Genomic DNA, 24068 nt, shown 5'->3' on the forward strand with positions numbered 1-24068 from the left:
TCATTCGCCCCCCTGGCGTACAAAACTCCCACCTTTCCAAATACACGTTTTGTTACAAATGGTTAACGCGATTAATTCTCATTTAAATGCATTTTTATCTATTTAAATCAGTTGGTTATATCAGTTGACTGAACTGTTCAGATTGTATACCGTTAACGGCTAAAAACTATAATCAAGGAATGTGTGCAGTGCTTGAAGTGAAGAATCTGTATCGCGAGTACGGCAGTGGAGAAACGCGCGTTACCGCGTTAAACGATGTCTCTATCACCATCGACGAAGGGGAGTTTGTCGCTATTATGGGCTCGTCGGGCTCAGGTAAATCAACGTTAATGAATATTTTGGGTTGTTTAGATACGCCAACTAAAGGCGAGTATTTTTTGTCTAAACAATCAATTCAAGATATGTGCGATGAAGACTTATCAAAAATCCGTAATCAGCGTATTGGCTTTATTTTTCAAACCTTTCATTTGTTAACCCGTTTAACCGCGCTTGAAAATGTTACCTTGCCGCTTAGGTACAGTGATATATCGCCAGAACAAGCAAAACAAAAAGGGTTAGCCATGCTTGCCAAGGTGGGGCTTGATCACAGGGCTGGGCATAAGCCAAATGAAATGTCCGGTGGACAAAGGCAACGTGTGGCAATAGCCAGAGCCTTAGTTAATGAGCCTAAAGTGATTTTTGCCGATGAACCAACCGGTAACTTAGATAGCAAAACATCCCACGAAATTATGTCACTGTTATGTGACCTGCACGCCCAAGGCCACACCATTGTAATGGTGACTCACGAAGAAGATATTGCTGAATACGCCAAGCGCATTATTCGAATGAAAGACGGTGTGAAAATAGAGGACAGCGTTCAATGAAAACACTTAAACTTAGCGCGCTGCCATTGATGCTTGCAAGCGCGCTTTTTACAACGCAGGTGTTTGCATCGCAAAACATTTTTATTACTGGGGAAATAAAAGCGAGCGACAGCCAAACCTTTTTTGCACCGCAAAGCGATACATGGCGCATTCAAGTTGAATGGATGTTACCCGAGGGCGAAGTTGCCAAACCCGGTGATGTGGTTGTGGTATTTGAGGGCGGCTCAATTGCCAGCACCATTGAACAAGACGAAGTGAGCCTTAATACCGCACAAGATGAATTAAAACGCCAACAAAACAAGGGCAAACAAGCCATTTTAGAAGCTGAATTTGCGCTTGCCCGTGCTGATTTGTTACTTGAAAAAGCCAAAATTGATGCGGCTGTGCCGAAAAGCCATGTGAGTGCGTTTGATTATGAAGAAAACCAGCTAAAGCTTGAGCAAGCAGTGATTCAAAAGCACAAAGCCAAAGCAAGCCTAGCAGAGGCCAAAACTACGGCGCAGGTAAACATTCGCAAGCAAGAAATCGAAATAGAACATTTGCAAATTAACTTAAAAGAAAACCGCGAACGTTTGCAAAAGCTTACCCACAAAGCTACCAATCAAGGCCCCATTTTGTATGGTAATCACCCTTGGTATGGCACTAAATTGTTTTCAGGGGTTACTGCACAACCGGGTTGGAAAATTGCTGAAATTCCAGCAATGACCGGTCTTTATTTAGAAGCTTGGGTGCACGAAATTGATTATAAGCACTTAAAGCAAGAGCAAACAATGTCGCTTACGCTTGATGCGTATCAAGATACGCCACTTACTGCAAAATTAAGCGATATTTCAACACAACCGGAAGAGCGTAAAGAGTGGGGTAAAGATGCCTATTATCGCGCTAAGTTTGAGTTTGACGATACACAGCAGCTAAAAATTTTACCGGGAATGACGGGGCGCGTTGTGGTGCAAGGAGGCAGTAATGAATAAGTTTAAATTTGGCTTAGTTGCAAGCCTAATCGCGTTCTCGCTAGCCGGTTGTGGCGATGATGAATTTGATTATCACACCATTGAAAAAACCAGCTTACAATTGGCTGTGCAAGCCAATGGCGAATTAGAGTCGGCACAGCAATCGCTTATTGCACCGCCGTCTATTTCGCGTATGTGGCAATACAAAGTGAAGTTTTTAGCGCCTGAGAATAAACAAGTGAAAAAAGGCGAGATGGTTGCCTCTTTTGATGATAAACCCGTGCGCGACCGTTTAATTGAAAAAACCAGCGAATATGACCGCGCGGTAAAAGAGCTCGAAAACCAAAAAGCGCAAGAGATTAAAAACCAAGAAGAGTTAAAACTCGCCCTTGCCGAAGCACAAATGAATTACGATATTGCCAAGCGTAAGGCCGATATTAACGATGATTCAATGTCGGATAACGATAAACGCAAGGCACAGATTGATTTTACCATTGCGCAAAATGACCTTGAGCTGGCTAAGAAAAAGCTGACCTTTCAAGATGAAACTAAAGCGCTCAACATTCGTTTAGCTAAAGGTAAAGCCGAGCGCTTAAAAGCAGAAGTTGATGCCCTAGAACACGACATTGAAAAGCTCAAAGTAAAAGCTCCTATGGATGGCATTGTAATGTATTACACCGACGCCAGTGGTGAAAAGCCAACGGTAGGTGAAAGTGTGCAATTTGGCCAACCAGTAATTGAATTAGCGGTAATCGAAGATATGCAGGTAAAAGCGCAAATTGACGAAGCTGACTTTGGCCGCATTGCACTTAATCAGAAGGTTAAAGTGACCATTGATGGCTCTGAGCCGATTATTACATCGGGCAAAATAACCAGTATTGGCAGTGCGTTTCGTGAAAAATCGCCGCAAGATAAACGCCGAATCGTCGACACCTTAATTAAACTCGATAACATCAATGCAGCTGCGATGCGCCCAGGGTTAACGGCCCGCGTAGAAATAGCGACCGATAAAATTGATGATGTATTGATAGTGCCTGTAAGCGCATTGCATAGCGACCAATCAAGCGCGTATGTAATTGAAAAGAATGGTGATAAAACCCCAGTTACGGTAGGTAATATTAGTAATGGTTTTGCGGTAATAAAAAGTGGCATTGAGCAAGGAGAGGTAGTGCGTTTATGAAGTATTTAGCTATTGTTGTAAGCGTGATTTTATTAACCGCGTGCTCAAAACCCGATGATGTAGCCGCCGAGCTTACGTTTACCGTGCAAAAAGCCCCGTTTAAAAACTATGTAGAGGCAAAAGGCGAACTGATTGCCGCTAATGAAACCGTAATTAGCACTCCTGCATCATCGCGCGGGCCGCAAACGTTGGCGTGGTTAATGCCTGAATATTCTCAAGTTAAAAAAGGTGAAGTGATTGCACGGTTTGATGGTCGTGTAATGACTAAGCAAAAGCGCGAGAGTGATTTTTCAAACCAAAAAGTGTCGCAAGATTTATCCGGTAAAAATACCGAAATCGACACGCGCAGAAAACACTTAGGGTTTGATATGGAAATTGTTGAAGAAGAAAAGCAATTTGCTGAAAATTTCTCTATCGACGATGACCGTATTATCTCGAAACTTGAGATTTTAGAGCAAGCACAAAAAGTCGACTATTTAAATGCCAAAACGGCCTATTTTAATTGGCAGTCTGATCAGTTTAATAGCAGCGCGCAAGGCGAGTTAGACCTGTTAAACATGCAGAGCCAGCAGCATCAAAGCAAAATTAATATGCTCGATGGCAATTTGTCGTCGTTAGAGGTGGTTGCCCCGCACGATGGTTTGTTAACCCATAGCGTAGATTGGCATGGTGAAAAACCAAGAGCAGGGCAAACCTTGTGGCCGGGCCAAAAAATTGCAGGCTTGCCTGATACCTCGGTTATGCAAATCAAGTTGTTTGTAAAAGAGCGCGAAGCGATTAATTTAAAGCAAGATCAAGCAATTGAGTTTTCGCTTATTTCAACACCTAATAAAACCTTTACTGGCAAAATAAGTAAGCTTGCACCGTTTCCTAAATCAATCAAGCGACAAGATCCGCAAAAGTATTACGAGATCACCGCCAGTATTGATGAGCAAGGCGACTACTTACGACCGGGCTTAAAAGTGGTGGCAAACATAGTTGCAGATCAGCCAGCCGAAAAACTAATCGTACCAAAATTTAGCGTATTTGCTGACGAAGAAGGTGCGTATGTGCAACTTAAAACGGCATCGGGTTACAGCAAAGCGCCAGTTACCTTAGGCGCAAGTAATTTAAGCCATGTTGAAATTGTAAAGGGCCTTTCCAAAGGCGATGTAATTGCGCTAGTTGAGCAGGAGGGCAAACTATGAATTTAGTCGGATTATTTAAAGATGCCGCAGTGCAATTGCAACAGCATAAAATGCGCACTTTTTTAACCTTGCTCGGTATGATCTTTGGTGTAGGTGCGGTAATTGCCATGTTGAACATTGGTGAAGGTGCACAGCGTGAAGCACTGAAAATGATTGATTCAATGGGCCTAAATAACGTAATTGTAGAAGCTAAAGACTTTGAAGAGGATGAACTTAGAGAGCAGCGTAAGCACTCGGACGGGTTATCGCTTAACGATGGCAAAGTTGCAGTTGAAGCCTTGCCGTTTATTACTGATTTTGCCGCTGAAAAAGTGGTTGAAACCTACCATGTGTTTAGTGAATACGCCAAATTTGATGGTCAAGCGGTAGGTGTAAGTGAAAACTACTTTGAGCTTGCACATTTTGATTTAAGTGCCGGGCGATTGCTTAATCAGCAAGATGGGCAACATTTTTCGCAAGTGGCGCTGCTAGGAGCAAATACCGCGCGTACTTTGTTCCCGCTTGGCGATGCGGTGGGAAAATCAGTCAAAATTAACCATTTGTGGTTTGAAGTAGTGGGTATTCTTGAAGCGCCATTTTTAAAGAAAAAAGAGTTTCAGGGCGTTAAATTAGGCGATGAACAAAACCAGATCTTTATTCCTCTTAAAACTGCGATCCACCGCTTTAAAAGCGAATTACTCGACCCCGAAATTACTCGCATTAAACTTGCTACCGAACCGGGTTTTAGCCCTGTGATGGCCGCGCAAGCGATTGATGCCTTAGTGAAAGGGCGTCATAACGATATTGATGATTACAAGCTGATTGTGCCTGCCGCGTTATTGGCACAGCAAAAGCAAACCCAGCAAATTTTTAATATTGTAATGTCGTGTGTAGCGGGGATTTCGCTGCTGGTGGGCGGCATTGGCATTATGAACATTATGCTAGCCACTGTGCTTGAGCGCACCAAGGAAATCGGTTTATTGCGCGCCATTGGCGCAACGCAAAAGAACATTCAAGTGCAGTTTATTACCGAGAGTTTCACCATTTCCATTTTAGGTGGCTTACTGGGTGTATTCTTTGGTATTGCACTGTCAGAGCTGATTGCTTTTTACTCCCAGTGGGCGGTGTCGTGGTCGCTAAGCGCGATTGTATTATCGTTTAGCATTTGTGCGTTGGTAGGCCTTGTTTTTGGCGTTTACCCCGCAATTAAGGCATCTAAGCTTGATCCGATTGATGCACTGCAAAGTGACTAATATTAGTGAGGTAAATATAAAAAGGGTTAGCGCTATGCTAACCCCTTTGTTGGGTTGTAATTATGTTTGATAGGGTCAAACAATTACGGTGCAAGTTAGTTGCTAATTACTTAAAGATACATATTGCTCAGAGAGAATAGGCGCTGCTGAGTCATGCAGCTTCTCAGACAAGTCATCGTTGTCTTGTTCGGCCACAAAATTAAGTAAGCAACTGCTGTAATTACTTTTTACTTTGGCAAGTTTGTCGCCGTTTTCTTTACGAAGTAATACCACTTCGCCTGCAGAAAAGTCACCAATCACATTCACCAAATCTTGCGGCGTAATAAGATTGTCGCTTTGTTTTTGCATTGCAAATGTGTCTTCAACAACCAGTTCACCTTGTGCTTTGGTGGTGTGTTTCATCCAGTGACTTTGGTCTTGCATTGGCGTTTCAATAGCGTGGAACAAGGTGCCCGGGTTACCGCCTTGTAACAGCGTATTAAACGTCGCTTCGCTAAAGCCGTTAACAATGTATGTATTAATACCGTGTGAAACTGCTTTTTCAGCGGCTTGTACTTTGGTTTTCATACCGCCAGTACCAACATCGCTGGTTGCACCGCCTGCCATCGCATAAATTTCAGGGTCAATACGCATTACATCAGGAATCAGCGTTGCGCTTTTGTCCTCATGAGGATTGGCGGTATAAAGCCCGTCGATATCAGAACAGATAATCAATGCATCGGCGTAAGCGGCACTGGCCACCATTGCTGATAAATTGTCGTTATCACCCACTTTTAGCTTGTCGGTGGTTACCGTATCGTTTTCATTTACGATAGGCAGAATATCGTTTTGTAGTAACGCGGTCAGCGTGTCGCGCACACTTTCAAAGCGGTCGCGATTGCGTAAATCGGCATGCGTAAGCAGTACTTGGGCAGTATTAAAATCAAATAACCTATCCCAAGTTGCCATCATCTCAGACTGGCCTGCTGCCGCCATGGCTTTTTTCACTGTCATCGACGAATTGTCGACGCTATTAAATAAGTGCGCGCCTGCGGCAACTGAGCCCGATGATACTAATACCACCTGAATACCCGATGCACGGCAACGTACGATAAAATTTGCGATACTTAATAAATACTGGCTACTGCATCCGTCGCGGTGAGGCGCAATTAATGCGCTTCCCACTTTAATCACAATCCGTTTCCAGCCGATATTTTTAAGATTTTGTTGCATAAATTAAGCCTCTTGGAGCTTGGCGTTTGTTGCGTTAAACCATTTGATAGCTTGCTGATCTGGCTGCTGTGTGTTCAAGCTAACGAGTACGATTGCCAGTGAACTCGCTACAAAACCTGGTAGTAACTCGTAAAAGTAAACACTTAAGGTTTCGCCATTTTCGAGTAGCGGTACGTATGCCCAAAGTAGTACGGTGAGTGAACCCACAACCACACCGGCTACTGCGCCGCTGTGCGTTAGCTTTTTCCACCATAAACTAAAGATTACCAGTGGGCCAAATGCTGCGCCAAAACCGGCCCATGCGTTTGATACTAAATTAAGTACGCTGCTATTGCTGTCTAGGGCAATCAGTGATGCCACAACGGCCACCACGAGCACGCATACGCGGCTAATCATCAGCAGTTCGTTACTGCTTGGCTGACGCTTTGCATAGCTCTTATAGATATCTTCAACCAGCGAGCTCGACGACACTAATAGCTGTGACGAAATGGTGCTCATAATGGCAGCTAAAATTGCTGCAAGCAGCCAACCTGCCACAAATGGGTGGAACAAAAACTGTGATAGAAAGATAAAAATGGTTTCGGGATCAGATACTGATTGCTCGCTGTTGGCAATAAAGCTTGCACCAACAAGGCCTGTTACTAGCGCACCAATAATCGAAATTGTCATCCACGATAAACCGATTTTGCGTGCTTTGGCTAAGTTTTCATGGCTATCAATTGCCATAAAGCGCACAATAATGTGTGGCTGACCAAAGTAACCAAGGCCCCATGTCATTAAGCTAATTGCGGCAAGCAATTCAACATTGCCAAAATCAAACGACATTGATTGGGTGAAGTTACTGGCAGCTTCAGCATCAAAGTTACTGAAGGTCACCATAGGTACGGCAATCAGCGCAATGAGCATGATTACGCCCTGAATAAAGTCACTTAAACTGACCGCAAGGAACCCGCCAAGTACCGTGTAAATTACGACTATGCTAACGGTAGCCACAATGCCAATGGTGTAATCAATATTAAATGCCGATTCAAACAGTTTACCGCCGGCGACTAGGCCTGATGCGGTATAAACCGTGAAAAATACAATAATAACAATCGACGCAATGAGTCTTACACTGCCTTTTTCAAGGGCGAAGCGCTTCGAAAAGAACTCGGGAATGGTCAGTGCATCATCTGCAAGTTCTGTGAATACTCGAAGCTTAGGCGCAACAATGTGATAGTTCACATAGGCACCTAACACTAGGCCAACTGCAAGCCAAATACTGCCTAATCCACTAACATAAGCGGCACCTGGTAGACCCATCAGCATCCAGCCGCTCATATCTGATGCTCCAGCTGATAATGCGGTTACTTTGGCGCTGACATTGCGCCCACCGAGTAAATATTCACCGTTATCTGATGTGGATTTTTTCATGGCATAAACGCCAATGAAAATTAGCAGGGCGAAATATAATAAAATAGAAAAAGTCGCGTAATCGAACATTTTATTTCAGTACTAATTAATTATGTTATTTGCTTTGAGAATTTGCGTAGCGCCCTTGTGAGTCACCTGAGATTCGCTTTTTAGCAAGAGAACCCGCGGCTAATAAGTAACTTACAGCGGCGATAAATTTAAAAGAAAGGTACCCAAAAAGATCCGTCTTAGTACTCATGATATTTACCTCATATGGTTAAAATTGATTACAATTCTAATTATTTGAGTTCTAATTTCAAGTGAATAAAACTTGATCAACACTAAAAGTGCATTTAAGTGTTTGTTTATATTGATTTAATTTATTTTTAACGTTTTTATGATTTATTTAGATTTAGTTGGATAAACAAATATTAATTTGAATTCGAAATAAATAAGGCTAAATAGGTGAAATAAATTGGCCTGTTTTCCGGTTTATACCGTATAGACCGTGCATTTATGCCAATCGGCTACACTCTTTTAGTTATGTTTGCATTTTCAGCGATTGGTATGGATGTGAACTTTATCGTGGTTTATTAAAGTTAAGGGGCACATTTGAAAACACTTATTCAATTTTTATCTTGGTCGGGTTTGGTGTTGTCTGCCAATTTAGTTGCACAGGAAAAAGTCACTGCGCAGCAATTTGTCGACTTGCAAGAAGGCAATAAGCCGTTTGCTGGTTTTCGCCGTGCGCATGCAAAAGGTGCATGTATAACAGGTGAGTTTGTCGCTAATGGCGCACTTGCACCCTACACAAAAGCAACTTTGTTTGAAGCTGGAACGACTGCCTTTGTTGGTCGCTTTTCAATTGCGGGTAGTAATCCAACAGCGCCAGATTTAAAAGCGCCAGTGCGCAGCCTAGCGTTGAGTTTTAATTTAAGCAGCACTGAGCAATGGCGTATTGCCATGAATACACCACCAGCGATGGCGGTCACTAACGCACATGATTTTTATCAGCAAATTGTGGCAATTAAGCAAGGGCCTAATGCGATTAAAGCGTTTTTTAACGAGCACTCTGAAAGCAAAGACTTTTTAAGTTGGAAAGCCAGCTACACCCCGTCTTCGAGTTTTGCTCTTGAGCAATACAACAGCATAAATGCGTTCTATTTGATTGATAATCAAAGCAATAAACAGGCGGTTAGGTGGCATGTTATGCCTCGCGATAACACACCAAATACCCTTACAAATAGCGATAATGCGCTGTTTGATGAGTTAGCAAGCCGTTTAGCAAGTGGGCCTGTATCATTTAATTGGGTGTTTACTTTAGCCAGTAATGACGATGATGAAACTAATCCTGCGGTAATTTGGCCAAGCTCACGCGAACAGGTATCTGCAGGAGTGCTCAAGATTAAAACTATTAATACCAGCGAAGATGCGCGCTGCCACGACATAAACTTTGATCCGCTAACCTTACCAACAGGCATTGTCGCGACTCAAGATCCCATTTTGAATGCGCGCTCTGCTGCATATGCGGAGTCTTATCGTCGCAGAGCGAAAGAAAAACTGCTGGAGGCGCTGCAATGATCGCCAAACACAGCTTAAGTTTAAGATTATTACACTGGGTAATGGCGATGATGTTTGTATCGCTGTTTGCAGCAGGTTTAACTATGGTTAGTTCACTTGAACCATGGCAACCCAGTTTACTGGCACTGCATAAGGCGTTTGGCTTAGTTGCTTTAGTGTTATTTGTGCTGCGTGTGTGGGCTAAATTTAGCTCAAAGCCGCTTACTTCGAGTAGTGATGAATCTAAGTTGCAGAAAATGGCAGCAAGCAGTGTGCATTTTCTACTTTATTGTTTTATGTGTGCTGTGCCACTAACGGGCATGATGTCGCAGTATTTTGCCAGTAAGCCAATCTCGTTTTTTGGCATAGTGAGCATTGGCGTCAAAAGCGAACCAAATATTGTGCTTTATGGCTTGTTTCGCGAATTACACAGCTTATTTATTGCTGTGTTTGCCTCGCTAATTTTGATGCATGTTGCGGGTGCGCTTTACCATCACTTTATTAAAAAAGACGATAAGTTAAAACGCATGCTTTAATGTTTATTGTTTTTTTACACGGCGGTTTATTGATAACAAAAAAGCGAGTAGGGAAACCCTAACTCGCTTTTTTAATCGGCTAGCAAAGTGTTAACTTACTTTCACTTTGCGATAGCTTAAGCGGTAAAAAATGCTATAGAACACAGGCACGGCAATCAATGTGAGCAAGGTTGCAAATGCTAAACCACCCATAATGGTTACCGACATATCGGCGAAGAACGCATCGCTTAAAAGCGGCGCCATACCTAAAATAGTGGTAATCGCAGCGAGTGCAACAGGGCGTAAACGTGACGCGCTGGCCGATAAAATAGCTTCGTTTGGTACGCTGCCTTCTTTGATTTGCAGATCAATTTCTTCAAGTAAAACAATGGCATTTTTAATTAACATGCCAAATAAACTTAAGAAACCCAGCAGTGACATAAAGCCAAACGGCATATCGGTAACAAGTAAACCAGTTACAACGCCTACCGCAGCCATTGGCACAACTAACCAAATAATCAGTGGTTGACGCACGCGGCCAAATAACACAATAGAAATCAACAGCATCACTAAAAAGCCTGCGGGCAAGCCTGTACCAAGTGCTTTTTGTGCATCGCGTGATGACTCGTATTCACCACCCCATTCTAGGCTATAGCCAGCAGGCAGTTGCATTGCTTCAATTTGTGGTTTGATACGTGCAAATGCCTTACCTGCGGTTTCATCAAAGCCCGGGTCGGCAAGTACCGTAATGGTTCTTACGCGGTCGCGGCGGTGAATTTGAGTCTCTTCATTTTCCAGTTTTAAGCCCGTTGATACTTGCCTAAATGGAATGTATTTACGCTGTGATGAACTCCACACTAAGCTGTTTTCAATTGCTTCTATTTCTGATTGGCCCGAGCTTGCAACTTTGGCGGTAATGGCATAGCTGTAATCACCATCTTGCAAGCGGCCAAGTTCCAGCCCCGTTGATGCATATTGAATCGTTTGTGCAAAATCATTACGTGAAACCGCCGCAATGCCTGCGTTTACCGAATCATAATGGGTGTTTAACACTAAGCCTTTTTCACGCCAATCGTGGCGAATATCGCGAATTTTGCCATCGTTTAGCATAATGTTTTCTGCTTCACGGGCTAACTTGCGTAGTACTTCAGAATCTGGGCCTGAGAATCGCGCTGCTAATTTAGCACCGCCACCTGGGCCAAACTGCATGCGTTCGGTATAAAAGTCTGCGTTGAGATCGATGTCTGGCATCAGCTTAGTTAACTGCTGAATCACCCCGTCAATTTCATCGCGCTGGTGGGTGCGTACCAAGAAAAAGCCGTAGCTTTCGTTTGGTTGTTGCGGCGCATAAGTTAAGGTAAAGCGATCTGCACCACGGCCAACAAAGCTGGTTACTGACTTTATTTCATCAAAGTGCAGTAGCATTTTTTCGGTATCGGCTACTTTTTTGGTGGTTTCGCGAATATCTTGCCCTTGCGGTCCCCAGTAATGCACAAAGAAAATAGGCGCATTTGAAGGTGGGAAGAAACCTTGTTTCACTAAACCAAAACTGGCGTAGGCAATAAAGGTGATGGCAAAAAGCACCGCAACCGTAATCCATCTTAATTTAAGTGCACTGTGTAGTAGGGCGATATAACCACGATAAAATGCACTGTGGCCAGATTGTGTATTTGATTGCTGCTCCACTTTATAAAAGTATTTACCAAATAGCGGCACTACGGTGATTGCTAATACCCAGCTGAGCATGAGCGAAATTAACACCACCGCAAATAGCGAGTAAAGAAACTCACCCGTTGCGTCGTCTGATAAACCAATGCCCGAGAAGGCCGCAATGCCGATTACTGTTGCTCCTAATAATGGCCATTGCGTACGTTTTACAATAAAGCTTGCGGCTTCAAGCGCTTTTTTGCCTTGTTTCATGCGCAGCATCATACCTTCGGCAACTACAATGGCATTATCAACCAGCATCCCCATAGCAATTACCATAGCGCCCAGAGAAATACGCTGTAGCTGCAAACCCATTAGCCACATAATTAATACGGTGCCCATTACGGTAATTAACAGTACCGAGCCAACCACCACGCCTGAGCGCCAGCCCATAAAAACCATTAGCGTTAAGGTTACAACAATCACTGACATGATCAGGTTATTAATAAACCCTTTTACAGATACATCAACAATATTGGCTTGGTCGTAGATTGGGGTAAGTGTGATGCCTGCTGGCAGCTCGCTTAACAAATCGGCCACTTTAGCATTCACGCGCTTACCTACTTCAACAATGTTGACATCGTTTAGCGCCGATACGGCAAGGGTAATTGCTTCGTTGCCTTGGTAGCGAATAAGCGTAGGCTGGATATCGAGCGGTTCAAATTTAAGCTCAGCAATATCACGAATTTTAAATGATTGGTTAGTACCCGGTACAACAATTGTTAGGTTATAAATTTCTTCAATTTGATCTAGCGGGTTTTCAACAATTAAACGTAGGGTTCGGCCTTCTAGTTGAATACGACCGCCATTAAATGGCTTTAAATTTTCTTCAAGTAGTGCAGTGATTTCTGGAAATGAAATACCTAAGCCCGACAACTGATATGGGTTAATGTAAGCCACTAATTGCTCTTGCTGCACACCACTGACTTGCACTTTGGCAACGCCTTCGGTGATGAGTAAATCGCGGCGAATAATGCGCGCAAATTCACGTAACTCTTGCGGGCTAAACTCAGGCGCGCTCAGCGCGTAATACATGCCGTAAACATCACCAAAGTCATCGTAAACCGTTGGCGCATGGCTACCTGATGGTAAAATACTGGTGACATCGCGCAGTCGTTTTCTTAGTTCATCCCATATTTGCGGTAACTCGTTTGAGTCGAAGTTAGGTTTTACTTCAACAGTGATTTCCGACAAACCCGGTTTTGAAATAGACGTTAACTGTTTAAGTTGCGGCATTTGTTGCAGCGCAATTTCAAGTTGTTCGGTGACTTCGCGCTCAACTTTTTGTGCACTAGCGCCCGGAAACTGGGTTACAACTTGCACCTGCTTAATGGTAAATGCTGGGTCTTCTAAGCGACCAATGTTACTTAAACCAAGGGTGCCACCAATTAATAATACAATCACCAACAGCCATATATTGACTGGGTTTTTAATTGAATAACGAGCGATATCCACAGTTATAGCTCCGCTTTATAGGGTTTTACAGTCATGCCTTCGCGCATTTGCGCGGCGCCTGCGGCAACTATTAAATCACCTTCGGTAATACCACTTTTAATGGCTGCAAAACGGGTTTTAACCGATAACACATCGACGTTTGCCTTGCTTACTTGTGCCGTATCGCGATTGAATTTCCAAACATGAAATCCCTCGCTATCGTTACCTTGTAAAGCGTTAAATGGCACTAGCAAATGTTGCTCGTCGCTTTGACTTTCAAGGCTTACTTGTACAACCGCACGCGCACCTGGGGTTAAATTGGTGTCATTGGCTTGTGCGGCAAAAACCACCTTGTATGTTTGTGTAATAGGGTCGGGCTGAGTGGCATGCTCAATGTATTCTAATTGGTAAACTTTATCGGGCGCCGAAATAATATGTGCATTAGCGCCAACTAACGAACCCTCTTTGTATTTACTTACCAAACGCTCCGGTACATTCACATTAAAGTAATAGCGCGAAACATCTTGTAGGCGAGCCACAATATCGCCGGCTTGTACATAGTTTCCTTTTTCAGCGAAACGTTCTGAGATCTGCGCGTTAAATGGCGCGAGTAAGGTGGTGTAACTGAGATCTTTTTCAGCGCGTTTAAGTGCGATGTCGGCCAGTTCAAAGTTGGTTTTTGCGTTATCTAACTGACTTTGAGATACCAAACCGTTTTTTGCCGTTGCTTCAATACGTTCTAAATCTCGTGTTGCTTGGCTTAAGCGAGCTTCGGCTTCTTGTACACGTTGTTTAAACGGTGTCGGGTCAATTTGTGCTAGCAGTTGGCCTTGGTTTGCCAGCGTACCTGTCATTAATTGTGTTTGGATTAAACGACCAGATACTTCAAAACTTAAATCGACGGTTTTTACTGCCGACACTTCTGCAGGGAAAGTACGGTTAACCAATTTGGCGTTGCTTACAGCAGGTACTAGCTTAACGGCTTGTACTTTTTCTACAGTAAGTTGTTCGGCAGGGGCGTCGGAACACGCTTGCAAAAACAAAGTTAACAGCGAAAGTGCGACTAATTTTACACGGGTCGCAGAGGTAAAAAAGTGAGTTTTCATAGTCATTGTTGCTTAGTTGTCAAAGTTTAATAAAACGAACTTGATTTTATCTTTATGATTTTTAAAGCATTTAAAACCTAAAATAGAAAACCGCTAACGGTTAAAGACGCTTCAGTATAATCATTGATCAAGTAAACTGTACGGTGTAGTTTACTGGTCGCAATTGAAAAGTAAACCAATTAGTGTAAAAATAATTTCCAACTTTTCTAAGAGACCAAATCATGAGCGAAGCCAAAATCAGCCGCAGTATGCAAAAACGCCAAGCGATTATTGATGGCGCAAAAACGGCATTCCAGCAATATGGTGTAAGCGACACCAGCATGGATAAAATTGCCGAAACTGCGCAAGTATCAAAGCGTACTGTTTACAATCACTTTGAAAGTAAAGAGATTTTGGTAACTCACATTATTCGTGATATTTGGAGTCAGAATATTCTGACGTATGAGTTTGAATACGATAAGAATCGAGATTTGCGCAGTCAGCTGAGCGAGTTGATTGCCAACGAGCTTCAGTTTATGTGCGATCAAGGCACACTTGATTTAATTCGCGTGGCAATGGGTTACTGCTTATTTAACCCAGGGATGTCTAATGGTGAGTTACGTGAGTTCTTTGAACAAGAAACAACGCTTATTCGTTGGCTTAGACATGCTATGGAAGATGGAAAATTTCGTAAAAAAGACCCGTATCTAGTATCTGAGCAATTACTAGGTTTGTTAAAAGGGCAAGCTTTTTGGCCGCAGGTGTTACATTTTGATGAGCGATTGACTGAAGCGCAAATGCGCGAGCTAACAAATGATACTCTGGACTTGTTTTTAAGCTACTACGAAATTTAATTGAGTAAACGCGGTTTTGGCGTAAATGCAACCGCGTTAGCTAAGGCGCAGTGCCATTTTGACGTAAGTTAGGTAGTGTTTTAAAAAAGGCTCACCCTCAACAGTTAAGCCAAACCGACGATAAAACGGTACGGCTGTTTCGCGGGCATCAAGCCAAAACTTTTCAATATTGCGCTTTTTAACATCGCTTATAATATGCTGTAAAAGTTCGCTGCCGAGACCTTGGTTTTGGTAACTTGGCAAGGTGGCAAATTTGCGCAAACGCGCTTCGTTTTTATTGATAAATAACGATGCTACACACACTAGTTCTCGCTTAACCTTAATGCCAAAGTGGACGGCGTTTTGGTCTTCCGGTAATTGGCAAAAATCCATTGGCTTGTCTGGCCACAGTACGTGATGACGCACGCTAATCGTTTCAGCGGCGGTAATTTGTTGTACTTGAAAGGGTGAAGGCATTATTAGATGCCACCTGTAACATCAAGTATTTTTCCGGTAATAAACGAGGCGTCGTCTGATAATAAATAAGCGATGCTATTTGCTACTTCTATAGGTTGCCCGCCACGCTTAAGTGGGATTTTTTCTTTGAGTCGGTCAACGCGCGTTGGTTCGCCACCGTCGCTATGAATATCAGTATAAATAAGCCCTGGGCGTATAGCGTTAACACGAATACCGTGCTCGGCAACTTCTAGGGCAAGGCCACGGGTAAGTGAATCTACCGCGCCTTTTGCTGCGGCATAGTCAACGTATTCAAAGGGCGCGCCTGATTGCGATGCACCCGAAGACACATTCACAATTGCGCCATCACTCGGGCAACGTTTTATAAACTCTTTGGCACATAAAAACGTGCTGGTAAGGTTACCGTTAACGGTATTTAAAAAGCGCTCAAGGGAAATATCTGAAAGTGTGCTTTGTTTAAATAAAATGCCTGCGTTATTAACGAGATAATTAACTTTGCCTAAATTCGCTTCAATGTTATCAAAAAGGTGAGTAACTGCGTTTTCGTTTGTAACATCCGCACAAAATGTATCACACATTCCGCCGTTTTGTTTGATCTCATTTGCAACATCTGTTGCGGCATCGGCATTTTTTACATAGTTAATGGCAACACGATAACCGCGCTTAGCGAGCAGTTTTGCCGTAGCGGCGCCAATACCGCGAGAAGCGCCGGTAACTAAAACAACTTTGTTTATTGTGTCTTTATTCATAATGCTATTTTGAGCGACTTGGCTCGAACTCGCTGTAGTGCGGTAAGTCAATATTTAAACTATCCCAATTGGCTTTTGAATCAACAAAATTATGGGACATTGGGCGTTCAGCAATATCGCAGTCAAGTACACCTAAGCGCAGGCGTAAACGTGTTGGGTCATCCGCATTTGAGCTATAAAGTGGTGACGCGCATTGCTTGCAAAAATGACGTTTTCTACCCGGTTTTACTTCAAACGAGTTAATGAATTCTTGCCCTTTTTCGATTGTTAGCGACTGCGAGTCAATAAAGCCATTGGTCGCAAAGGCGGTACCGCTTGATTTTCTGCAAAGTGAGCAGTGGCAATGAATAATATCGCTAATTGGGCCGTTAATTGTCATGTGAACTTCGCCGCATAGGCAAGTGGCAGAATACATATTTGTCCTTAAACTGAGGAAGTTGAATTTGATAGCTGCTTTTTACGCGCTTGAAAATCAACACAAATGTTAATGCTTAACCACACAAACCCTATCACAAAGCTGATGCCACCAAAATCCAAATAACGAAAATTTCCGTGTAATTCATATTGGGCATCAAAATTGGCGCCTTTTAGCGTAGGGATCAGAATATCAACAATCCACAAACCAAACATCACACTTGAAATGGCAAACGCGGCAATCCAACCGTAATTAATTAAAAAGGCAAAGGTAATATGCTCAATATTTGATTGTTGTTGCAGTTGCGCGGGTGTTAGCTCAAAAACCGCGGCCAATGCTTTACTGGTTTCGAGCGAGGCGTTGCCATTTTTTTCAACACGCTGAATGGTGCGAATACTTAATCCCGCCGTGACTGCCAGCTCTTCTTGACTCCAACAGTGTTGTAAGCGCAATTGTTGTATTTTCTTATTATCTAGTTTCACAAATAAACTCATGATGTATTTCCTTATCGATGTAAGTTGATAAGGAACAGCATAAAAATTTAGTGTACCGACTGCACTGACAAATACCAGACATCTTAATGACATTCACCTGTCATCTATCTGACAATTTAGCGACACCTCAATAATATGGCGGTTATACTGAGTGTTGGTACTCACTTAATTGAGTTTTATCCGACCATTGGTAAACAAATTCATCGACCACTGAACCACATGGCGCATGCCATACACCTGCCTTAACGCGTTTAGCGCCCAACTTTTCATACACTTTAATGGCGTGATGATTTCCTGATAGCACTTCTAAGTAGATGCTTGGATGTTGGGCGTTTACTTGCAGCCATTGTGTTGCCATAGACATTAGCTGCTTGGCGATGCCATTACCGTGATAATGACCATCGACATGTAAGTTATCGAGCAAGCTGCCAAGCTCTGCATTGTGATCGGCGTAAACACAAATAAAGCCAACGAGTTTGCTTTGGTGGCTCGCAATAATTACATGCTGCTTGCTATTTTCAGTAGCAAAACGAGATTGCCACAGCGCTAAACGCTCGTTTGGGGCAACTTGGCTTAAGTATTCGGCTTTTAACATAGTATGGTAGGTGTTTTGCCAACTTTGTGTGTGAAGAGACGCAATTGCTGAGGCATCGCTTTGATTGGCAACGCGGTAGTTGATGTCCATGTTTGGTGTTCCTTGTAGTTAGGGCCTGTTGATCTTTGCCGTTCTATTTTTGTTCTCTTTGAGCGTGCTTTTATCGCGGCGCTCGACGTGTGGCCTAGTAATCTAAGCGAATATCGAGCAAAGCTTCCGCGTCCTGCTCACGCCCCTTACCTACATCCATATAGGCAACAATGAGAAAAGTGCGCTCAAAAGAACCGTTCGGCAGCGCTTGGTTGGGTTTTCTACTGTGTTATCGGCTGACTCACATAGAATAACTATGCCACGCAGCCTCTGCCTTGTATAAAACCCAATCAAACTGCTGCAAAAACGAACTTGAAAGGTCATCAGGCCCTAGCTACCCAGTTCAATTAAAGCATTAATATTGAACTGATTAAATACTTTTACGCCGTGCTGGCTTAGCAGCTGTACAGTGACGCCTTGTCCACTTACTTTACTGCCTGAAAAGGTGCCGTCATATATTTCAGTGCTGCCACAGCTAGGGCTAAATTCGGTTAATAACGCCAATTTAATGTGGTGTGTTTGGCAAAATTTTAAGGTGAGTTTTGCGCCGTGCATAAATGCGTCGGTCACATCAAGTCCGTCATCTTGTATCACACGTGTGGTATCGTGTTTTTGGCGATAGATAATTTCGGCGGGCGGCCTTGGTATTGGCAAACCTGCGCTTACTTCGGGGCAAAAAGGCAAAAGTTCAAAATGCTGTTTCAGCGTTTGTAACTCAAGGGCGAGCGCTTTGCCGTTGTATCGAACAGGATTGCCAAACAAACAGCTGCTTATTAGTAATTTTTGCATCAGTTTATTAAAGCGCTAATTCAAACTGCAGCATATCGCTGGTGTTAGAAGGCGTTTTGGTAAACCCCATTTTGCTTAGCACGTGCGCCGATGCTGGATTATCAATGCTTACGCCACCGTGTATTACGCGCCACTGTGTTTTTGCTCTGCCATAGTGAATGAGTGCTTTTAGTAGTTCACTGGCGTAACCTTTGCCCCAATATTGCGCGTTAAATAAATAACCAATATATGCATGGCCCTTGTCTTCATAAATTATTAGTAAGCCAATCAGTGTTAACTCGGCATTGTGATAGATGCCATAAACTTGGCATGTGTGTGCTTGTTCATTTAACCAAACCTTTGCATCAACAGGTGTTGTAATCCCGTGAAAACTAGGTGGTAAGTAACGTGTTACCTCGGGACTTAAAATTGCAATCAGCTGGTTAAGTTCAACATGGTTTAGGGTTTGCTTTAACGCCGACACCGTGAGTCGTTGGCTATTGAACAAGCACAGATCTTTCATATTACTCGCTTTTAGAATGACAAGGTTGGTTATTTAAAAACTGCGTGATGTGTGCGTTTATTGCCTGTTTTAACCAGTTAGGGCCACCGTCGTACATATCGTTATGACGAGATTTTGCAATTTTAACAACACATACAGGTAGCTGCTGAGTTTCGCTTTCGCTATAAAGCACACCTTTATCGGCTGGGAAGTCGCTGCCACGAATTGACAGCACCTTAATATTTGGATTTCGAGGAAGCGGTACACGGCGATGATCGATAGTGATCACGCGCTCGATATAATCGACGTTTTCATTGGCAAGCCACGTCGAAATATCGCCACCGTTTGAATGGCCGATTAACGTGAGTGCATTAAAGTTATAGTGTGTGTATTTGTTGGCATAGTGCGATTTTACAAAGCGCAGTGTTTGTGCGCCACGCTGCCAGTTTTCGCTGCGCGTTTGGTATAAGTCACCGCTGACTGAGAGCGGCGGATCATTGGGCAGTTCATGCCCAACAGCGATAGTTAAAAACCCATTTTTATTGAGTAAAGTTTCAATAAACTGGTATTCAGTGTGTTTAATCCCATATCCCGCGCTAATTATGGCGACCGGACATTGATTTTTTTGCGTGCAACTTGCTGAATTTATAGGCTTTGAGACTGTCACTGGAATATGACGGTCGCGTGACTTATCAAACACGCTCAGGTCACTATTTTTGGCATTAACCGCATAACTCGCAAGGCCTAACAGCAGGCTTAACGCAAGAGAAAAACGCATGAATCTTCCTTTTTATAAATTATTGTTTTTAAACGTTTGATTGAGCGCCTTTTTAACATTTTAGCTATATGATTTATAGTGATTTCCGTGCGATTGCTTGGATCACAGCTGCCTCACCGGTATGAAATGTACCTTCAATAACAGTGCGCTTAAGGCTTTGTAGCAATGCGAAATCTAGCCCGGCTAATTCATTTTTAAGCTGTGTTGTTGTGATCATTGTACTGATGTCGTTGCCGCCGCCTGTGCCTAAATGAATTTGCTCGGGGGTGTAGGCTTCAAGTAAAAATACCCCATTTGGTTTTAAACTTTTAACTACATTGGCGTGAAGTAAACGCCTATGCGCTTGTGAAAACGGGGCAAAAATTGAGATGATGCTATCCCATTTATTTTCACCTAAATCAAAGTTGGTTAAATCAGCGTGAATAAACTCAATGTTTACCTTGTGCTTGTCAGCTAATCGCGCTGCTTTTTCTAACCCTTTGATTGATGCGTCGACGGCACAGACCTCAAATCCTTGCTGAGCAAGAAATACTGCATTGCGTCCTTCACCTTCTGCAAGCGTGAGCACTTTGTTTGCTTTAAGTGATGAAACGTGTTGCTTTAAAAAGTCATTTGCTTGCGTACCGTAAGCATATTCGCTGTTTGAAAATCGTGTGTCCCACATGCTGTCAAAGGTCATGATTTACGCCTGTTAATTTAAACAATAGAATAAGGGTATTACTTCAAGTCGACTTTAAGTCAAGTGCACGCGAGAAAAATTATGGATATTGCGCAAGTTGCTAAACAATCGGGTTTAAAACCATCAACATTACGTTATTACGAAGAAAAAGGGCTGATCCGCTCTGCTGGCCGCAATGGGTTACGCCGTTATTACGATAAACAGGTGTTAGAGAAGTTGGCGCTAATTAACTTGGGGCGCTACGTTGGTTTATCGCTCGATGAAATTGCTGAAATGCTGCTGCCGAAAGGCGTTGAGGTGAATCGCTCGTTATTGCTTGAAAAAGCCGACGAGCTCGATAAACAAATTAAATCGATGACGGCGATACGAGATGGCTTGCGCCACGCTGCTGAGTGCAGCGCGCCACATCATTTAGCTTGCCCAACGTTTCAGCGTTTTTTAAATCTTGCGGGTAAACGCCTAAAAGCGAAACCGAACAAGCTGAAGTAATATCATTGCGGATTTTGCTTAAATTGTAATGGTGCCTGTTAGGTATTGCACTGCATCGCCAGAGATTTTGACGCGGCTGTCTGTTACTTCACAATATAAAATGCCACTGCGTTTTGATGCTTGCAGCGCCACAATTTGCTGTTTATTCAATTTTTCAGCCCAGTAGGGCGCAAGTCCTGTGTGAATAGAGCCGGTTACCGGATCTTCATCACCGCCATTGGCGGGCCAAAAATAGCGTGATGCACAATCAAATTGTGTGCTCGGTGCACTCACTGTGACATCAAAAGGGGCCAGCTGTTTGAGCTTGTCAGAATCGGTGCTGATTGCATTGATAGTCGCTTCATTGTCATAAATAGCGAAATAGGCTTGGTCGTTTTTAAGCACTTCAAGTGGCGTGTGTGATAATCCTTCAAGCAATGCCGCGGGCACTTGGTGTGGCTCAACGGGTGTTGGTTTGCGATTTGGAAAGTCCATTTCAATACGGCCGAGCGCGTTTTTCACTATGGTCATTTCGCCGACGGCGCTTGCGAAAAATGTAAATTCTGACTTTTCTGGGTATTTAGAAAATAGAACAAAGGCCGATGCAAGCGTGGCGTGGCCGCAAAAATCAATCTCGGTAAGTGGCGAAAACCAGCGAATATGGTAAACATTAGCCTCATTTTTCACTAAATAAGCGGTTTCTGATAAGTTGTTTTCACTGGCAATATTTTGCATTTGGCTGTCACTTAGCCAATCATCAGTAATGATCACTGCTGCAGAGTTGCCTTTAAATCGCTCGTTGGTGAATGCATCAATCACCTGCATTTCAAGTTTCATGATTGCCCCTTCTCGTAAACTTTTTGTGCGATTAGCTCGCTTGTGAGTGGTTGCCCTTGCCAAATAAATACTTTGCTTGCACCAGCACCTAACCCAAGTTCAAGTAAAATACGTTCTTCAATTTCACACAAACCACCGTCGTTCAGTGCTTGTTGATGCATAACTAAGGTGAGTGTTTGCAGCAGCGATTTAGTTTGTACTTGGCTGATAGCGTCTTTGAGTTTGGCTTCGCAAGCTTGAAAATGTGCGATAGCTAATCGTGCATTAGAAAACGTACCTGTGATCACTTGCTGCTTGTTAGCGTCAAAGTTATCGATAGTAATGTGGTCTTTATTAATAGTGACGTAAAGCACGTGTTGGTTAAACATGGTATTTCCTATTGCGCGCGTTTTTTAGCGTAAATAAACAGATCTGTATCAGGCGTTGTTGCATCTGAATTCATCACTTTACGGTTAACCTTAATTATTTCAAATGCGTATTTTTCAAGCATGGCTGTAAGGTCGCTAAAGGTATGATAGTAAATGTACATTTGGTCGCCCTTGCTGGATGTTTGCAGGCCTGAACGAGCATTTTCACCTTCCATAGTGCTGATATGCAAAAGCCCGCCTGCTGTTAAACAGTTCGACACATTTTTAATAAGACTTTCAACTTCTTGGGTGTTTAAATAAGGTGTACAAAAACCGCTAAATACAGCATCAAAGCGATGATTTAAATCACTTAAATTACGTGAATCCATTACCCTAAACTCGGCTGTTGGGTTATTCGCTTTGGCAAGTTCAATCATATTGGGTGCCAGATCAATGCCTGTGATCTGAAGATCATTTCGTTTATTTAATAGGTACCTAGTTACATTACCTGGACCGCAGCCAATTTCGAGCACACTGGCATTTTTGGTTTTTAATAGCTGGCAAAAGGTATCGTAGCTATCAAAATAATGGTCGAAGTCCATATATTTGTCTTGGTATTGCTTTGCTAAACGATTAAATGTATCGACCGAGAGAGCGTTATAATCCATGTTTTCCTCTAAAACCACGCAATAAAACCTGCGATATTTATCACAATAAGCGCCACTAAACTGATGGCAAATAATGCGCTACGCAATAATTTTAAATTTAAGTAATAACAAATTGCATACAGGGCACGTGCAACAAAGTAACTGAGCGCGGCTCCGTTAACCATATTGCTATTGGCATTCATGGCAATCGCAAACGCTATGCTTAACATAAAAATGGCAATGCTTTCATTACTGTTTAGATGAGTGCGATTGGCACGAAATAATAAATTTGCGTGATTGTTTTCAACTGGAAATCCGGGAGGGTGCTTTTTTACAATTGCCAGTACATCGGCAATTAACAGCTGCACTATCATTAACATTGCGGTTAAGCCAAGGGCTAACAGGGTAAGGTGATATTGAGTTAGGTCGACCATGATATTGTTGCGTATAAAATTGGGTTAAATACGCCAGTTCCGTTTAAAGATTATTTTTGTGATGCCACTGTACTGCAAGAGCAAGATGTTGGGCAATAAAATCTGATTTTAATTCACAATATAACGCACTGTTATTGTTACAACTTATTGCTGCATCTTGTTTGATTTTAGCGTATTCAGTAGCGATATTTGGCATTGCAATAAGGTAGTCGCGAAAAGCGCGATGCTTAAAGAGGTGCTCATCCCCTTTTGCGAAGGCATGAATGTGATGACTGCGTTTATTCCCACCTTTTTGAAAGTAGCGCCGACCACTAATGCCATTTTCCCCTTTGGCTTTGTAGCCAATGTGTTGAAGGGCTGCGTTGCATGTGTCGAGCACATCGAGGGATTTTACTTCTAGCAAAATATCAATCACTGGCTTTGCCGCCAAATTAGGCACCGACGTACTGCCAATATGCTCAATTGCGATTAAGTTACCAACAAGTATCGCTGAAATTAACGCGACTTCACGCTCGAAGTGTTCACGCCATAGTGGTGTGTAAGTCATGACCTCGATTTTTCGCATGCTACTTCCTTTATTGTTATTTGATTAAAACGCTGTCTTTTATAGGCATATCAACAACGGTAATTAGACTTTT

At 42.9% G+C, this 24068-nt stretch carries 28 protein-coding genes; 9 read left to right on the plus strand and 19 right to left on the minus strand.

Annotated features, from left to right (window positions below):
- Positions 1-188: 188 nt before the first annotated feature.
- From ACHSBP_RS18330 to ACHSBP_RS18350, 5 genes are read left to right on the plus strand one after another with little or no spacing between them, the layout of a single operon-like run.
- On the plus strand, positions 189-863 hold the full coding sequence (locus ACHSBP_RS18330) for an ABC transporter ATP-binding protein (RefSeq protein WP_100915825.1): 675 nt from the start codon (positions 189-191) through the stop codon (positions 861-863).
- Positions 860-1834, plus strand: coding sequence for an HlyD family secretion protein (locus ACHSBP_RS18335; RefSeq protein ID WP_395390015.1), 975 nt, complete (start codon positions 860-862; stop codon positions 1832-1834). Before ACHSBP_RS18330 ends, ACHSBP_RS18335 begins: the two co-directional genes overlap by 4 nt.
- Positions 1827-2993, plus strand: a complete 1167-nt coding sequence (locus ACHSBP_RS18340; protein ID WP_395390016.1) for an efflux RND transporter periplasmic adaptor subunit — start codon at positions 1827-1829, stop codon at positions 2991-2993. Before ACHSBP_RS18335 ends, ACHSBP_RS18340 begins: the two co-directional genes overlap by 8 nt.
- The gene (locus tag ACHSBP_RS18345; protein ID WP_395390017.1) at positions 2990-4180 is read left to right on the plus strand and encodes an efflux RND transporter periplasmic adaptor subunit; all 1191 of its coding nucleotides are present in this window, start codon (positions 2990-2992) and stop codon (positions 4178-4180) included. The genes ACHSBP_RS18340 and ACHSBP_RS18345 overlap by 4 nt, the downstream gene beginning before the upstream one ends.
- Positions 4177-5412 (plus strand): ABC transporter permease, encoded by a 1236-nt coding sequence (locus ACHSBP_RS18350; protein ID WP_010558500.1) that lies wholly within the window; start codon positions 4177-4179, stop codon positions 5410-5412. Before ACHSBP_RS18345 ends, ACHSBP_RS18350 begins: the two co-directional genes overlap by 4 nt.
- A 102-nt stretch (positions 5413-5514) precedes the next feature.
- Here the strand turns inward: ACHSBP_RS18350 and proB are convergent, their stop codons facing one another.
- Genes proB through ACHSBP_RS18365 form a run of 3 tightly spaced genes read right to left on the minus strand, consistent with a single transcriptional unit; the run spans position 5515 to position 8275 of the window.
- Positions 5515-6624, minus strand: coding sequence for a glutamate 5-kinase (gene proB, locus ACHSBP_RS18355; RefSeq protein ID WP_395390019.1), 1110 nt, complete (start codon positions 6622-6624; stop codon positions 5515-5517).
- Positions 6625-6627: 3 nt separating this feature from the next.
- A complete protein-coding gene (putP, locus tag ACHSBP_RS18360; RefSeq protein ID WP_021033044.1) occupies positions 6628-8106 on the minus strand; it encodes a sodium/proline symporter PutP in 1479 nt (492 codons plus the stop codon).
- Positions 8107-8131: 25 nt separating this feature from the next.
- On the minus strand, positions 8132-8275 hold the full coding sequence (locus tag ACHSBP_RS18365; protein WP_161805647.1) for a hypothetical protein: 144 nt from the start codon (positions 8273-8275) through the stop codon (positions 8132-8134).
- 353 nt (positions 8276-8628) lie between these two features.
- Here ACHSBP_RS18365 and ACHSBP_RS18370 point away from each other — a divergent pair, with 353 nt between their 5' ends.
- Together ACHSBP_RS18370 and ACHSBP_RS18375 are read left to right on the plus strand one after the other, a co-directional pair.
- Positions 8629-9597, plus strand: coding sequence for a catalase family peroxidase (locus ACHSBP_RS18370; protein ID WP_395390021.1), 969 nt, complete (start codon positions 8629-8631; stop codon positions 9595-9597).
- On the plus strand, positions 9594-10112 hold the full coding sequence (locus tag ACHSBP_RS18375; RefSeq protein WP_395390022.1) for a cytochrome b: 519 nt from the start codon (positions 9594-9596) through the stop codon (positions 10110-10112). Before ACHSBP_RS18370 ends, ACHSBP_RS18375 begins: the two co-directional genes overlap by 4 nt.
- 90 nt (positions 10113-10202) lie before the next feature.
- Here ACHSBP_RS18375 and ACHSBP_RS18380 read toward each other — a convergent pair whose 3' ends face one another.
- Positions 10203-13253, minus strand: coding sequence for an efflux RND transporter permease subunit (locus tag ACHSBP_RS18380; RefSeq protein ID WP_395390024.1), 3051 nt, complete (start codon positions 13251-13253; stop codon positions 10203-10205).
- A 2-nt stretch (positions 13254-13255) separates the two neighbouring features.
- On the minus strand, positions 13256-14338 hold the full coding sequence (locus ACHSBP_RS18385; RefSeq protein ID WP_100915819.1) for an efflux RND transporter periplasmic adaptor subunit: 1083 nt from the start codon (positions 14336-14338) through the stop codon (positions 13256-13258).
- Positions 14339-14559: 221 nt separating this feature from the next.
- On the opposite strand from ACHSBP_RS18385, the gene ACHSBP_RS18390 reads away from it, so the two are divergent.
- Complete coding sequence (locus ACHSBP_RS18390; protein ID WP_395390026.1) at positions 14560-15171, plus strand: TetR/AcrR family transcriptional regulator C-terminal domain-containing protein; 612 nt, start codon at positions 14560-14562, stop codon at positions 15169-15171.
- A gap of 36 nt (positions 15172-15207) precedes the next feature.
- On the opposite strand, the gene ACHSBP_RS18395 is transcribed toward ACHSBP_RS18390, so the two are convergent.
- The 9 genes from ACHSBP_RS18395 to ACHSBP_RS18435 all read right to left on the minus strand — a co-directional run bounded on the left by ACHSBP_RS18395 (position 15208) and on the right by ACHSBP_RS18435 (position 20697).
- On the minus strand, positions 15208-15627 hold the full coding sequence (locus ACHSBP_RS18395) for a GNAT family N-acetyltransferase (RefSeq protein ID WP_395390027.1): 420 nt from the start codon (positions 15625-15627) through the stop codon (positions 15208-15210).
- Positions 15628-15629: 2 nt separating this feature from the next.
- Positions 15630-16376 carry an SDR family oxidoreductase gene (locus ACHSBP_RS18400; RefSeq protein WP_395390028.1) on the minus strand — a complete coding sequence of 249 codons (747 nt, stop codon included), beginning with the start codon at positions 16374-16376 and terminating at the stop codon, positions 15630-15632.
- 4 nt (positions 16377-16380) lie between these two features.
- A complete protein-coding gene (locus ACHSBP_RS18405) occupies positions 16381-16791 on the minus strand; it encodes a GFA family protein (RefSeq protein ID WP_395390029.1) in 411 nt (136 codons plus the stop codon).
- Between the two features lie 8 nt (positions 16792-16799).
- On the minus strand, positions 16800-17285 hold the full coding sequence (locus ACHSBP_RS18410) for a helix-turn-helix domain-containing protein (RefSeq protein WP_395390030.1): 486 nt from the start codon (positions 17283-17285) through the stop codon (positions 16800-16802).
- A 142-nt stretch (positions 17286-17427) separates the two neighbouring features.
- A complete protein-coding gene (locus ACHSBP_RS18415; protein WP_395390031.1) occupies positions 17428-17970 on the minus strand; it encodes a GNAT family N-acetyltransferase in 543 nt (180 codons plus the stop codon).
- 330 nt (positions 17971-18300) lie between these two features.
- The gene (locus ACHSBP_RS18420) at positions 18301-18759 is read right to left on the minus strand and encodes a DUF523 domain-containing protein (protein WP_395390032.1); all 459 of its coding nucleotides are present in this window, start codon (positions 18757-18759) and stop codon (positions 18301-18303) included.
- Between the two features lie 7 nt (positions 18760-18766).
- Complete coding sequence (locus ACHSBP_RS18425; protein WP_395390033.1) at positions 18767-19261, minus strand: GNAT family N-acetyltransferase; 495 nt, start codon at positions 19259-19261, stop codon at positions 18767-18769.
- A gap of 1 nt (position 19262) precedes the next feature.
- The gene (locus ACHSBP_RS18430; protein ID WP_395390034.1) at positions 19263-20018 is read right to left on the minus strand and encodes an alpha/beta hydrolase; all 756 of its coding nucleotides are present in this window, start codon (positions 20016-20018) and stop codon (positions 19263-19265) included.
- A 73-nt stretch (positions 20019-20091) separates the two neighbouring features.
- Positions 20092-20697 carry a class I SAM-dependent methyltransferase gene (locus ACHSBP_RS18435; protein WP_395390035.1) on the minus strand — a complete coding sequence of 202 codons (606 nt, stop codon included), beginning with the start codon at positions 20695-20697 and terminating at the stop codon, positions 20092-20094.
- Positions 20698-20778: 81 nt separating this feature from the next.
- On the opposite strand from ACHSBP_RS18435, the gene ACHSBP_RS18440 reads away from it, so the two are divergent.
- Entirely contained in the window at positions 20779-21186 is a 408-nt protein-coding gene (locus ACHSBP_RS18440) for a helix-turn-helix domain-containing protein (protein ID WP_010558517.1), read from the plus strand.
- 18 nt (positions 21187-21204) lie between these two features.
- Here ACHSBP_RS18440 and ACHSBP_RS18445 read toward each other — a convergent pair whose 3' ends face one another.
- Genes ACHSBP_RS18445 through ACHSBP_RS18465 form a run of 5 tightly spaced genes read right to left on the minus strand, consistent with a single transcriptional unit; the run spans position 21205 to position 23995 of the window.
- Positions 21205-22002, minus strand: coding sequence for a PhzF family phenazine biosynthesis protein (locus ACHSBP_RS18445; RefSeq protein WP_395390036.1), 798 nt, complete (start codon positions 22000-22002; stop codon positions 21205-21207).
- The gene (locus ACHSBP_RS18450; RefSeq protein WP_395390037.1) at positions 21999-22370 is read right to left on the minus strand and encodes a hypothetical protein; all 372 of its coding nucleotides are present in this window, start codon (positions 22368-22370) and stop codon (positions 21999-22001) included. The genes ACHSBP_RS18445 and ACHSBP_RS18450 overlap by 4 nt, the downstream gene beginning before the upstream one ends.
- Positions 22371-22378: 8 nt before the next feature.
- Complete coding sequence (locus ACHSBP_RS18455) at positions 22379-23017, minus strand: class I SAM-dependent methyltransferase (RefSeq protein WP_395390038.1); 639 nt, start codon at positions 23015-23017, stop codon at positions 22379-22381.
- An 8-nt stretch (positions 23018-23025) separates the two neighbouring features.
- Positions 23026-23430: an MAPEG family protein gene (locus ACHSBP_RS18460; RefSeq protein ID WP_395390039.1), complete on the minus strand. Its 405-nt coding sequence runs from the start codon at positions 23428-23430 to the stop codon at positions 23026-23028.
- A gap of 43 nt (positions 23431-23473) precedes the next feature.
- Positions 23474-23995 carry a GrpB family protein gene (locus ACHSBP_RS18465; protein ID WP_395390040.1) on the minus strand — a complete coding sequence of 174 codons (522 nt, stop codon included), beginning with the start codon at positions 23993-23995 and terminating at the stop codon, positions 23474-23476.
- Between the last annotated feature and the right edge of the window lie 73 nt (positions 23996-24068).

It is taken from the genome of Pseudoalteromonas sp. XMcav1-K (assembly GCF_044005875.1).
In the GTDB taxonomy this organism is placed as follows: domain Bacteria; phylum Pseudomonadota; class Gammaproteobacteria; order Enterobacterales; family Alteromonadaceae; genus Pseudoalteromonas; species Pseudoalteromonas spongiae.

Coding starts and splice junctions, on each gene's coding strand:
- ACHSBP_RS18335 (WP_395390015.1), top strand. CDS start 860: ATGAAAACACTTAAACTTAGCGCGCTGCCATTGATGCTTGCAAGCGCG.
- ACHSBP_RS18340 (WP_395390016.1), top strand. CDS start 1,827: ATGAATAAGTTTAAATTTGGCTTAGTTGCAAGCCTAATCGCGTTCTCG.
- ACHSBP_RS18345 (WP_395390017.1), top strand. CDS start 2,990: ATGAAGTATTTAGCTATTGTTGTAAGCGTGATTTTATTAACCGCGTGC.
- ACHSBP_RS18350 (WP_010558500.1), top strand. CDS start 4,177: ATGAATTTAGTCGGATTATTTAAAGATGCCGCAGTGCAATTGCAACAG.
- proB (WP_395390019.1), bottom strand. CDS start 6,624: ATGCAACAAAATCTTAAAAATATCGGCTGGAAACGGATTGTGATTAAA.
- putP (WP_021033044.1), bottom strand. CDS start 8,106: ATGTTCGATTACGCGACTTTTTCTATTTTATTATATTTCGCCCTGCTA.
- ACHSBP_RS18365 (WP_161805647.1), bottom strand. CDS start 8,275: ATGAGTACTAAGACGGATCTTTTTGGGTACCTTTCTTTTAAATTTATC.
- ACHSBP_RS18375 (WP_395390022.1), top strand. CDS start 9,594: ATGATCGCCAAACACAGCTTAAGTTTAAGATTATTACACTGGGTAATG.
- ACHSBP_RS18385 (WP_100915819.1), bottom strand. CDS start 14,338: ATGAAAACTCACTTTTTTACCTCTGCGACCCGTGTAAAATTAGTCGCA.
- ACHSBP_RS18390 (WP_395390026.1), top strand. CDS start 14,560: ATGAGCGAAGCCAAAATCAGCCGCAGTATGCAAAAACGCCAAGCGATT.
- ACHSBP_RS18395 (WP_395390027.1), bottom strand. CDS start 15,627: ATGCCTTCACCCTTTCAAGTACAACAAATTACCGCCGCTGAAACGATT.
- ACHSBP_RS18400 (WP_395390028.1), bottom strand. CDS start 16,376: ATGAATAAAGACACAATAAACAAAGTTGTTTTAGTTACCGGCGCTTCT.
- ACHSBP_RS18405 (WP_395390029.1), bottom strand. CDS start 16,791: ATGTATTCTGCCACTTGCCTATGCGGCGAAGTTCACATGACAATTAAC.
- ACHSBP_RS18410 (WP_395390030.1), bottom strand. CDS start 17,285: ATGAGTTTATTTGTGAAACTAGATAATAAGAAAATACAACAATTGCGC.
- ACHSBP_RS18415 (WP_395390031.1), bottom strand. CDS start 17,970: ATGGACATCAACTACCGCGTTGCCAATCAAAGCGATGCCTCAGCAATT.
- ACHSBP_RS18420 (WP_395390032.1), bottom strand. CDS start 18,759: ATGCAAAAATTACTAATAAGCAGCTGTTTGTTTGGCAATCCTGTTCGA.
- ACHSBP_RS18425 (WP_395390033.1), bottom strand. CDS start 19,261: ATGAAAGATCTGTGCTTGTTCAATAGCCAACGACTCACGGTGTCGGCG.
- ACHSBP_RS18430 (WP_395390034.1), bottom strand. CDS start 20,018: ATGCGTTTTTCTCTTGCGTTAAGCCTGCTGTTAGGCCTTGCGAGTTAT.
- ACHSBP_RS18435 (WP_395390035.1), bottom strand. CDS start 20,697: ATGACCTTTGACAGCATGTGGGACACACGATTTTCAAACAGCGAATAT.
- ACHSBP_RS18440 (WP_010558517.1), top strand. CDS start 20,779: ATGGATATTGCGCAAGTTGCTAAACAATCGGGTTTAAAACCATCAACA.
- ACHSBP_RS18445 (WP_395390036.1), bottom strand. CDS start 22,002: ATGAAACTTGAAATGCAGGTGATTGATGCATTCACCAACGAGCGATTT.
- ACHSBP_RS18450 (WP_395390037.1), bottom strand. CDS start 22,370: ATGTTTAACCAACACGTGCTTTACGTCACTATTAATAAAGACCACATT.
- ACHSBP_RS18455 (WP_395390038.1), bottom strand. CDS start 23,017: ATGGATTATAACGCTCTCTCGGTCGATACATTTAATCGTTTAGCAAAG.
- ACHSBP_RS18460 (WP_395390039.1), bottom strand. CDS start 23,430: ATGGTCGACCTAACTCAATATCACCTTACCCTGTTAGCCCTTGGCTTA.
- ACHSBP_RS18465 (WP_395390040.1), bottom strand. CDS start 23,995: ATGCGAAAAATCGAGGTCATGACTTACACACCACTATGGCGTGAACAC.